We start from the raw sequence: 11,686 nt of genomic DNA, 5'->3' as shown, positions 1-11,686 counted from the left end.
TAGTGCCATCCTTGATCAGAATGAATGAGAAGTGTATCTTCTCCCGTTAAACGTTCAAAAGATTGGTCTAACATTGTTGAAACAAGGGAATAGGTTGGTCTTGAACCAATTGTATATGTGATAATTTCACCATTAAATAAATCCAACATCGGTGATAGATATAACTTCTCTCCAAACAATTTAAACTCCGTAATGTCCGTAACCCATTTTTCATTTGGTTTTTCCGCTTGGAAATTGCGATTTAAAATATTCGGTGCAATTTTTCCAACGTTCCCTTTATAAGAACGATATTGTTTCATACGCACGAGACATTTCAAGCCTAATTCTTTCATCAGACGGTACACTTTTTTATGATTTACTTTGAGTCCGCGGTTTGTCAGTTCATCACGAATACGACGATAGCCATAACACCCATCATGTTCATCATAAATAGCTCGAATCAGTTCTTTTAACTCTGCATTTCCATCAGGACGATTGAAATGTTTCATCCAATAATAGTACGTGCTACGCGGAAGGTCTGCGAGTTGAAGTAGTTCCTTGACGGGAAATTCATGCCTTAACTCATAGACTACTTGCGCTTTGTCTTGTTTGGTGACTTTTCCTTGTTTTGAACTAAGGCATTCAACTTTTTTAAATATGCATTTTCCATACGTAAACGCTCATTTTCCGCTTGTAGGGCTTCTATTGAGCCTTCAACTACTGTTTTCGTTTTTTTATCTTTCATGGATGGACGCCCCTTTTTCTTTGATTGTAGGGCATCCAATCCTCCTGTTTCATAAGCGATTTTCCATTTCCGAAGTGTTTCGTAAGACGGAATGTTGAAAATTGCCGCTGTTTCCCTGATAGATGTCCCTTGTTCATTCATATAATGAAGTACATCTAGTTTATAACGTGTCGTGTAGGATATATAGCGTTGTTCAAAGGCTTTTTCACCATAAGATTCATATCGCCTAGTCCATTCGTAGAATATACAGGAAGCAACACCTATCGATTTGGCAATGGTTTTCCCGCTTTCAGCTCCTTCTAAATATCGTCTTACTGCTTGTATTTTTTCTTTTGAAGAAAATTTAGTCATAAAAAACTGCACCTCCAATTGTTAGACTGTGTCTAACAATTGGAGGTGCAGTTCAATGGAGCGATATCTTTTTATTTTGAAACAAAATCATTTCATTTTATGTATCTTTTCATTAAGATGATACAAAACGTGGTATAGTAACAATATATGAATTTTTGTTGTTTGAAAGGTAAGAAATTGAGGTGTTACATATGAGTAAGCGTTATGTCGTTGTTGATTTAGAGACGACAGGGAACTCCTGGAAAGATGGGAAGGACAAAATCACCCAAATTGCAGCTGTGGTAGTGGAAGATGGAGAAATATTGGAGATTTTTTCGTCTTTTGTTAACCCGAAGAGAGAGATTCCCCCATTTATTACTGAACTAACAGGGATTGATGAAAATCTTGTAAAACAAGCCCCGCTATTTCGTGATGTAGCTCCGATGATTGTTGAGTTATTACACGGTGCTTATTTTGTTGCACACAACATTCACTTTGATTGGAATTTTTTAAAAGAAGAATTAAAGCAGGCTGGATATACAGAAATACATTGTCCTAAAATTGATACGGTTGAATTGGCACAAATCTTACTGCCGACAGCTGATAGTTATAAATTACGTGATTTAGCAAAAAAACATGAATTAGAGCATGATCAACCGCATCGTGCGGATAGTGATGCTCTTGCAACAGCAGAATTATTTTTACAATTTCTAAATCAATTAGAAAACCTACCGCTTGTTACGTCGCAGTCTTTATATGAGTTAAGTGACGTATTCCAAAGTGATATAGCTAATATAATTTCAGAAAATATTTTGAAGAAAATGATGCATGGTACAGAAAAGGTAAAGGAATATGAAATACATCGAAATATTGCATTGCGAAAACGAAATTATTCATTAGAACTAGGGGAAACTTGTCCACCTAAATTCGATGCTTTTTTATATAAGTCCATGGAGCAGCTTGAATTAAAAATGCCAAAGTTTGAAAGAAGAGAAAGCCAACAGAGAATGATGAAGGAAATATATACAGCGTTAAGAGACTCGCGTTTTTCTCTAATTGAAGCAGGAACAGGTACAGGGAAGACACTTGCCTATTTACTTCCAAGCATTTATTTTGCAAAGAAAAAAGAAGAACCAGTTATTATAAGCACGCAAACAGTACAGCTTCAACAACAAATACTTGAAAGGGAAATTCCGTTATTGCAAAGTATATTACCATTTCCATTTGAAGTTGCACTTTTAAAAGGAAGAAAGCACTATCTTTGTTTACATAAATTCGAATATGCTTTGCAAGAAGAAGAGAAGAACTATGATGCTGCGCTGACGAAAGCAAAAATATTAGTATGGTTATTGCAAACGGAAACTGGTGACCGTGATGAATTGAATATTCCAGAAGGTGGAAAAATACTATGGAATCGTATTTGCAGTGACACATATAGCCCAGGTGGAATACAAAGTAATTGGTTTAGCCGTTGTTTTTATCAACGGGCAAAGAATAAAGCGTTATTTGCAGATATTGTTATTACAAATCATGCTTTACTATTTCAAGATTTTGTTAGTGAAGAACCGTTTTTGGCATTGTGTGAACATATTATTTTTGATGAAGCCCATCATATTGAAGAAGTAGCGAGTAGAACGCTTGGAGAACAGTTTTCGTGTATGTATTTTCAATTGGTTCTATCACGTTTTGGTACGCTAGAAACAGATGATGTACTGTCCAAAGTGTATAAGATGATGAAAAAAACAGGGCAAGCATCCCGCTCCACTTTTCGTATGATCAGTCATAGGCTCAAGGAAATCAAATTTGATGCCGATGAATTATTTCAAATGCTACGTTCCTTTATATTCCAACAAACAAACGGGGAACAAGGAACAAGTAATATGCCGCTTATTTATCGGTATAATACGGAACAAGAGCATGGAAAGTTATGGAGTAGCATAGTAGAGTTAACAAATCGATTTGTATATGAACTGCAAAAATTACTGACTGTATTAGAGCAACAATCCGATGTGTTGCAGAGTAATTTAGAATGGGAGATGCATGTTGTTACAGGAGAGTTTATGCATCTTATTGAGTTATTACGAAAGATGGTTCATTCATTACAGCTACTTATATTAGAAAAAAACTCATATGTGACATGGATGGAAACGGAAACGAAAGGTACAATTCATTCCACGGTGTTATATGCACAGCCTGTTCATATAGGAGAAAGATTTGCTGACGAGTTTTTAACAAAAAAGCGAAGCGTTATTTTTACGTCGGCAACGTTAACTGTTAATCATACATTCGACTATATAAAAGAGGAACTAGCATTACATGACTTTGCGCCAGATACATTAACAGTGTCATCCCCGTTTCATTATGAAAAGCAAGTGAAGCTAATGGTTTCAACGGATGTTCCTCTTATTAAGCAAGTGAGTGAAGAAGAATATATTAGAGAAATATCGCAGCATATTATGAAGATTGCTAAAGCGACAAATGGAAGAATGCTCGTTTTATTTACTTCATATGAAATGTTGAAAGAAACATATGCAACTTTAAAAAATGAGGATGAATTAGAGGGTTACTTACTACTAACGCAAAGTGTTCATAATCGTAGTCGTAGTCGTTTGATCCGCAAATTTCAAGAGTTTGACAAAGCAATTCTGTTAGGAACAAGCAGTTTTTGGGAAGGTATTGATATCCCAGGCGATGCTTTAAGTTGTCTTGTCATCGTTCGTTTACCGTTTACACCTCCTCATCAGCCGATGATGGAAGCGAAAAGCGAATGGTTGAAAAATAAAGGAGAAGATGTATTTACGAAGTTAGCACTTCCACAAGCAATTCTTCGTTTTAAACAAGGATTTGGTCGATTGATCCGGACAACTACGGATACCGGAACGGTGTTTGTGTTAGATCGTCGTTTAACCAACTCTTTCTATGGAAAAAGATTTCTACAATCTATCCCGAATGTTCCTCTTTATGAGGGGCCATTAGAAGAACTTCTGAGTCAATTAGAAGAATGAAACATATGAATAGCGGAGTGCGATGAAAAATACGCCTGAAGTACGTGGTACTTCAGGCGTAAAATGTGGGTAGGAGGAATTTTATTTTTCTTACTTCTTGTATACAAATGTATTGCTTTTCGATTTGAAACCTTTTTTTGCTGAACATGTCCTGCTATAATAGATGGGTGATGAAGCAGGGGTTGTAAAGAATGTACTCTTATTGTAACCGCATTGCGTTCTTCTATAATTAGAAATTTTTGTGTAACGGAGGAGTTTTCATGGAGAAGAAAATCGAAGTGCTATCAACGACGCGTATTAAATATTCGTCTGACTTATATAAAATTGTTGATAGTTTGAATCGCACTTTAAAAGAGCAAGACCTCATGTTCGGATTGGCACTGGACGAGAACGAAAAAGAAACAGCCGTATTTACGATATACAGAACGTAGTGATACAATGAAAAAGTGGATCTTTGCCATCATTATCGTTATCGTTGCCATTGGGTTATATGGGGTGCACGTCTATAATACGACAATGGAAAAGAAGATTCCGAAAGAGTCAAAGGTTGTAGAGATTGCGAAAGAAAAAGCAAAACTTACAAAGGTAAAAACTGTTGACTATTATAACGGAAAATCTTCATATGCAGTCGTACAAGGTGTGGATGAAAAAGGAGAACAAATCATTGTTTGGGTACCTGAGAAAAAAGGAAATGTTCTAGTAAAGAAAAAGAACGAAGGTATTTCTGAGAAGGAAGCTTTACAAAAGGCGGCTGCGGAAATTGGAGAACTTAAGCCAAAAGAATTTGTAAAGGCCAAATTAGGTGCCGAAAACGATGTTCCGTTGTGGGAAATTACATATATTGATCAGGAAGGTCGTTATACGTATTATTATCTAGAATTTCAAGATGGGAAATATGCTGCACGTTACAGCATTGAAAAATAGATACAGGGGGAAACCACAAATGAAATTAGCAAAGCGAGTAGCTGCTTTAACACCGTCTTCAACTTTAGAAATTACAGCAAAGGCACAAGCATTAAAAGCTGAGGGGCATGATGTAATCGGATTAGGTGCAGGGGAACCTGACTTTAATACACCGGAGCATATTATGAATGCTGCACAACAAGCAATGTTAGAAGGACATACAAAATATACACCAACTGGTGGATTGAAGGCGCTAAAACAAGAAATCGTGAAGAAATTTACTCGTGATCAAGGACTAGTGTATGATCAGGCTGAAGTTATTGTATGTAATGGAGCTAAGCATGCACTTTATACATTATTCCAAGTGTTACTTGACGAAGGAGATGAAGTTATTATTCCAACTCCTTATTGGGTAAGTTATCCTGAACAAGTAAAACTTGCAGGTGGAGAACCTGTATATGTAGAAGGCTTAGAAGACAATCACTACAAAATTACGCCAGAGCAGCTACGCGGGGCAATTACAGAGAAAACAAAAGCTGTTATTATTAATTCACCGAGCAACCCGACAGGGATGATTTATAGCAAAGAAGAATTACAGCAGCTTGGAGAAGTATGTTTAGAACACGACATTTTAATCGTTTCTGATGAAATTTATGAGAAATTGGTTTATGGTGGAGTAGAGTATACTTCTATTGCCCAGCTTTCTAATGCATTAAAAGAACAAACACTTATTATTAATGGTGTATCTAAATCACATTCTATGACTGGATGGCGCATTGGTTATGCAGCAGGAAATAAGCAGCTTATTAAAGCGATGACGAACTTAGCAAGTCATAGTACGTCAAACCCTACTTCAATAGCTCAATACGGTGCAATAGCTGCATATGCGGGTTCACAAGAGCCGGTAGAAATGATGCGTCAAGCATTTGAAGAACGATTAAACATTATTTATGATAAATTGATTCAGATCCCTGGTTTTACTTGCATTAAACCACAAGGTGCATTTTACTTATTCCCAAATGTAAAAGAAGCCGTAGCATTAGCTGGATACGAAACAGTTGATGATTGGGCAAAAGCCTTGTTAGAAGAAGAAAAAGTAGCTCTTGTTCCAGGAACAGGATTTGGTGCACCAAACAATGTTCGTTTATCATATGCAACATCTCTTGAACAATTAGAGAAAGCATTAGAACGAATTCAGACGTTTATGAAAAGTAAAGTACAGGCTTAAAAAAGCAGCTTGTTTTTATTTTTCTACCATATAAGTTACTTGAAACAAATGAAGATGACCTCCCTATCTATAGGGAGGTTTTTTGACGAATTGTGGTAAAAAGAAATGGTAACAGGTGTGTTATACTAGAAGGCGAGGTGTTTTGTCATGAAGAAAAAAATGATGTTACAGTGGTTTGAACAAGGTAGTATTGCAATTCCTAAATTACTTATGATGCATTATAAAAAATTAGGTTTAAATGAGATGGAATTTATGGTTGTACTTCATGTGCATACTTTTCTAGAGTCGGGTAATTCGTTTCCAACCCCTTCAGAGATTGCAGAACGAATGACAATCACAGAAATGAAATGCATGGAAGTTATTCAAATGTTAATTCAAAAAGGCTTTTTAGCATTAGAAGGCGGTCAAAAGTCTGAAGCGATGATGTGTGAAAGCTATTCATTGCAACCACTTTGGGAAAAAATCCTGCACTTTTTAATGAATGAAACAATAGAAGAGGAAGAAAAAGAACAAAAACAACTGCAAGTAAATTTATATACAATCTTTGAGCATGAATTTGGGAGACCCTTATCGCCTTTTGAATGTGAAACATTAGCGATGTGGCAAGATCAAGATCAGCATCATCCGAATTTAATTCAGGCTGCCCTTCGAGAAGCTGTTATGAGTGGAAAACTTAACTTTCGATATATTGATCGTATTTTATTTGAGTGGAAAAAGAATGGAATTAAGACTGTCGATCAAGCGCAAGATCAAGGGCGGAAATTTAGAGCGAATCAGCAACGCTCGCAGCAAATATCGAAACAAGAGACAAAATATACAGGGAAAGTGCCTTTTTATAATTGGCTGGAGCAGTGATATAGGAGGACAGGTATGTTAAATAAGACACAAATTCGTTATTGCTTAGATACAATGGCGGACATGTATCCGGAAGCACATTGCGAATTAAATCATGACAATCCATTTGAACTTGTAATTGCGGTTGCATTATCCGCGCAATGTACAGATGTACTTGTAAATAAAGTAACGAAAAGCTTATTTCAAAAATATAAGACACCTGAAGATTATTTAAATGTTTCTTTAGAAGAGCTACAACAAGATATTCGTTCAATTGGATTGTACCGGAATAAGGCGAAGAATATTCAGAAGTTATGTAGGATGCTACTGGATGATTATAATGGCAAGGTTCCAGAGGATCGTGATGAATTAACAAATTTACCAGGTGTGGGTAGGAAAACGGCGAATGTTGTTGTTTCGGTTGCGTTTGGGATTCCAGCTATTGCTGTTGATACACACGTAGAACGGGTAAGTAAACGTTTGGCTATTTGTAAGTGGAAAGATTCTGTTTTAGAAGTAGAAAAAACATTAATGAAGAAAGTACCAATGGAAGAGTGGGGAGTTACACATCACCGTATGATTTTCTTTGGACGTTATCATTGTAAGGCGCAGCGGCCGCAATGTGAAGAGTGTCGACTATTAGATGTATGCCGTGAAGGAAAAAAGCGGATGAAGGGGAAATAAAGAATGGAACGAGTTGTACAAGTACCTGATGAGTTTCAGTGTATTCCGTTTTTCGAAGGGAATACGGATAAGATTATATATAGTCTGGATCAGTCTTTTGAAGATATAATAAAAAGTACGTATTTCTTATATGATATAGAAAAGCAATATAAGCCTTGGCATGAAATAGATAAGAGTATTCCAATTGTATTTAATGTATGGAAAAGTAAGAAAGATACCATTGCTACATTATTTCGAAATAGAAAGCGAAAAGAAGCGAGAGATCCTATGATTCATTTTGCTGCGCATTTATTATCAATTTTATATTGGCTTAATGAACAAGCGATACCTAGCTTAAAAGATGTAAAAAAAAATATAGAACGACTAGAGATACAACCTGTTAATTTTATGGAACGGTATTCATACATCATGGGACAACCTAATCATTATCATTCATATATCCAATTAACAGAGCTATATGTAGAAATAGAAAAGCTGTATGCTAAAAAAATCATAATAAAAAAGAAGTCACCATCTCGATAGGAGAGGTGACTTCTTTTTTATTATGATTCTGTTGTGATAAGATCGCCATCTGCTTGAGGAGGAGTTTCTCCATCATGTGGCTTGTTTGGATCCTTTGGTGGTTCTGGATTATGGTTTTCCTTATCCTTTTCTTTTTCTTTTTCTTTCTTAGCGTCATCTTCAGCTTTTTTCTTGGCTGCTGCGTCATCTTCAGCTTTTTTCTTGGCTGCTGCGTCGTCTTCAGCCTTTTTCTTAGCTGCTGCGTCGTCTTCAGCTTTTTTCTTAGCTGCTGCATCATCTTCAGCCTTTTTCTTAGCGTCATCTTCAGCTTTTTTCTTGGCTGCTGCGTCATCTCCAGCTTTTTTCTTGGCTGCTGCGTCGTCTTCAGCTTTTTTCTTAGCCGCTGCATCATCTTCAGCCTTTTTCTTAGCCGCTGCATCATCTTCAGCTTTCTTCTTAGCATCTTCATTTTCACCAGGAACTGTCAAAGATACGCTAGCTGCATCGCTTGTTCCAGTACCTTTTTTCGCTACGACAGAGAAGCTATAAGTAACGCCTGGCTTTACACCACCAAGTGAAGCTGTTGTGCCGCTTACAGATAAGCTACCACTAGAACCATCACTTCCTTTATAGCTTGCAGCATAAGAGGTAGCATCAGAAGGACCAGACCAACTTAGGCTAATCGCATTAGACGCTGCATCATAAGCTGGAGTTACTCCAGTAGGTGGATCGACTTTAATGACTTTAACAGCATCTTTTTTAGCACCTTTTACATAGAGCTCTTCGTTTACTAGTTCTACTGAAGAAGGTCGCTCAAAACGAGATGTATCTGTAGCAAATTCACTCATCATTGCTTTAAATATTTGTTGTGCAATTCGAAGTGAAGGTGATTTATCTGCAATATAGTTTTCAGGAGAATCTTCTGTATATCCAGTCCATACTGACATTGTATATTGCGGTGAATAACCTGCAAACCAACTGTCCCTGTTGGCACTTTCTGGGATATTATGTTTTTTAATTGCTTTTGGATCATAGTTCTGTGTTCCTGTTTTACCAGCCACATCAATGCCTGATACATAGGCTGTTGGCCCTGTACCACCAGCACCTGGTTTAACAACGTCACGAAGGACATCTGTAATCATGTAGGCTGTGTAATCGTGCATTACTCGTTTTTCTTTTTGTTTAAAGCTTTTCTCTTTTCCATCAGGAAAAACAACTTTTGTTACAAAATGTGGTTTAGTATATTTCCCGTCATTACCAAATGCTCCATATGCACCAGCTACATCTAATGGAGAAGCATTGTTACTACCAATTGCTGTTGATTCGTATGCTGGCTCTTTGAAAGTCATACCAAGTCCTTCAGCAAATTCTTTTGATTTGTCTAACCCAACCGCTTGTGCAGTTTTTAAAGCTGGAATATTTAAAGATTTTTTCAATGCTTCACGTAAAGAAACGTCACCTTTATAGTTACCTGTAGCATTTCGGATTTTTTTCCCGTCTGAATACGTATATTCTGAGTCGTTTAGTTGATGGTATGTTGACCATTGCATATATTCAATAGCAGGACCATAATCGAAAATTGGTTTCATTGTTGAACCTACTTGACGTTCCATATCAACCGCCATATTATGGCCTTTAAATACAGATTTACTTTCTTTACGTCCAGCACCAATTGCGCGGACTTCACCGGATGCTGTATCCATAAATACGAAAGAACCTTGGAAACGATCGTTTGGATAGTTAATACTGTTCCCGTCTAGTAATTCTTCAGCGTATTTTTGTGCCTTCTGATCCAGTGTCGTGTAAATTTGTAATCCGTCAGATCCAATGTTTACATCAGGCATTTCCTTTTCAATTTCTTTTACAACTGCGTCTAAATAGGCTTGGTAAGGCATTGCAGTAACTTCGTTAGAAGGAAGAAGTCCTTCTGTTACTGGAATTGCCATCGCTTCATCCATCTCTTGTTTTGTAATGAAATTATGGCGATTCATTAACGATAATACAACGTTACGACGTTTCGTTGCACGTTCTACATTGTTTTTTTTCGTTGGATCATAAATGTTTGGACCTTGTGGTAATCCAGCAAGCATAGCAGCTTCATGTAATTTTAAATCTTTTAAGTCTTTTCCATAATAATTTTTTGCTGCTGTTGCAACCCCGTAAGAGCGGTTACCTAGATTGATTTTGTTTAAGTACATTTCTAAAATTTCATGTTTAGAGTATTGTTGCTCCAATTTATAAGCTAAATACCATTCTTGTACTTTTCGTTTTGATGTTTTTTCCATCGTTAGAAAGTAGTTTTTGATTACCTGTTGCGTAATCGTACTACCACCTTGTGATCCAAAACCACCTGTGATGTTTTCAAAAACTGCTTTTCCGGTACGTCTAAAGTCAATTCCATTGTGATCATAAAAACGAGCATCCTCAGTAGCAAGGAATGCACTTTCTACTACCTTTGGAATTTGATCGTAATTGACGTTTGTTCGTTTTTCCACACCATACTCATAAAAAAGATTCTTGTCTTTATCATAAAATTTCGCTGATAGTGGATTGACAAGTTTTGCTTTATCTAGCTTTGGAGCGTCTTTCACCATTATAAAGAAAGCAGAAACTCCAGCTACAAGGCCAATAATACCAAGAAGTAGGCAACCAATTACAAATTTCTTAAAAAAGGAGCCTTTTTTCTTTGGTTTCTCCGGTTGATTTGTTTCTTGTTGTTGATGTTGTGCATGTTTTCGTTCTGTACGAGAACGATAATTTTCTGACATTATACTTTCTCCTACCTTTCATTTTCTCCCCAAAAGTCGAAAAAAGAGCCTTATTGTTGACTCTATCACGAAAAATAAACCGTGTCTAGTACACGGATATAATCGATTCGAGGGTGATAACCGCACGACAGCAAGGATCCGTGCTCTTCGATTTCTTGTTTCGTAATCGATTTGCGTCCACCAGCATCTTGGCGATTCCAAAATGAAATAATATGTTTTGCATCGAGTAAATAAAATTCATCATAAAGCGTAAATTTAATAATAACAAATGCAATTCCATTATGTGCGAGCACTTGTTTCATATGCTCGATTTGATGAAGGTGGAAGTTTTGTAGTGGGAAACTTGTTTTATTTTTTGTTTCCTTTGCTTCAAAGTCAATGTATTTTCCTTTGTATACACCATTGTAATCCGTTGTGGAGGGCTGTTTAAAGTAAGCTTCTTTGACAACGGCAGCACTTCGAGCAGGGTAATCTACTTTTACAATTTGAAGAGGAGTCGGCTTTTTGTGAATACAAGCGATATTATGGGTTAAATAATATTCATTTGTTTCATTTAATTCCTCTTCAAGGGACATACCTCTATTACCATAAGTATGTTTTTTTATTTGTGTTTTTTGGGGCTGTAAAGCTTGGTTATACCTTTTTCCGTTTGGGTAACGAATGGTCATATTTTGTCCACTCCAACTTACTTAGAATCACTTACAAAGGT

The 11,686-nt window shown here is 36.6% G+C and carries 9 protein-coding genes and 1 pseudogene; 7 read left to right on the top strand and 3 right to left on the bottom strand.

The window, feature by feature from the left end:
- Positions 1 to 1,075: pseudogene (locus AZF08_RS28715) on the bottom strand (IS3 family transposase); the annotation flags it as partial.
- Between the two features lie 191 nt (positions 1,076 to 1,266).
- Between AZF08_RS28715 and dinG the strand changes: the two are divergent.
- From dinG to AZF08_RS14255, 7 genes are all read left to right on the top strand, one after another.
- Positions 1,267 to 4,059, top strand: a complete 2,793-nt coding sequence (gene dinG, locus AZF08_RS14285; protein WP_033676914.1) for an ATP-dependent DNA helicase DinG — start codon at positions 1,267 to 1,269, stop codon at positions 4,057 to 4,059.
- A 260-nt stretch (positions 4,060 to 4,319) separates the two neighbouring features.
- Positions 4,320 to 4,490: a YpmA family protein gene (locus tag AZF08_RS14280; RefSeq protein WP_000412180.1), complete on the top strand. Its 171-nt coding sequence runs from the start codon at positions 4,320 to 4,322 to the stop codon at positions 4,488 to 4,490.
- Positions 4,491 to 4,497: 7 nt separating this feature from the next.
- Positions 4,498 to 4,983, top strand: coding sequence for a cell wall elongation regulator TseB-like domain-containing protein (locus tag AZF08_RS14275; protein ID WP_033676912.1), 486 nt, complete (start codon positions 4,498 to 4,500; stop codon positions 4,981 to 4,983).
- Positions 4,984 to 5,002: 19 nt separating this feature from the next.
- Entirely contained in the window at positions 5,003 to 6,190 is a 1,188-nt protein-coding gene (gene aspB / locus AZF08_RS14270) for an aspartate transaminase AspB (RefSeq protein ID WP_033676910.1), read from the top strand.
- A gap of 147 nt (positions 6,191 to 6,337) precedes the next feature.
- Positions 6,338 to 7,045, top strand: a complete 708-nt coding sequence (dnaD, locus tag AZF08_RS14265; RefSeq protein ID WP_033676908.1) for a DNA replication protein DnaD — start codon at positions 6,338 to 6,340, stop codon at positions 7,043 to 7,045.
- Between the two features lie 15 nt (positions 7,046 to 7,060).
- Positions 7,061 to 7,708 carry an endonuclease III gene (gene nth / locus AZF08_RS14260; RefSeq protein WP_033676906.1) on the top strand — a complete coding sequence of 216 codons (648 nt, stop codon included), beginning with the start codon at positions 7,061 to 7,063 and terminating at the stop codon, positions 7,706 to 7,708.
- A gap of 3 nt (positions 7,709 to 7,711) precedes the next feature.
- On the top strand, positions 7,712 to 8,230 hold the full coding sequence (locus tag AZF08_RS14255) for a YpoC family protein (RefSeq protein WP_033676905.1): 519 nt from the start codon (positions 7,712 to 7,714) through the stop codon (positions 8,228 to 8,230).
- Between the two features lie 20 nt (positions 8,231 to 8,250).
- Here AZF08_RS14255 and AZF08_RS14250 read toward each other — a convergent pair whose 3' ends face one another.
- Together AZF08_RS14250 and recU are read right to left on the bottom strand one after the other, a co-directional pair.
- Positions 8,251 to 10,977: a penicillin-binding protein 1A gene (locus AZF08_RS14250; protein ID WP_033676903.1), complete on the bottom strand. Its 2,727-nt coding sequence runs from the start codon at positions 10,975 to 10,977 to the stop codon at positions 8,251 to 8,253.
- Between the two features lie 65 nt (positions 10,978 to 11,042).
- The gene (gene recU / locus AZF08_RS14245) at positions 11,043 to 11,645 is read right to left on the bottom strand and encodes a Holliday junction resolvase RecU (RefSeq protein WP_033676901.1); all 603 of its coding nucleotides are present in this window, start codon (positions 11,643 to 11,645) and stop codon (positions 11,043 to 11,045) included.
- Positions 11,646 to 11,686: the final 41 nt, after the last annotated feature.

The organism is Bacillus gaemokensis, from assembly GCF_001590835.1.
GTDB lineage: Bacteria > Bacillota > Bacilli > Bacillales > Bacillaceae_G > Bacillus_A > Bacillus_A gaemokensis.
The sequence above is the reverse complement of the archived record's forward strand: the minus strand, read 5'-3'. Positions and strand labels throughout refer to the sequence as shown.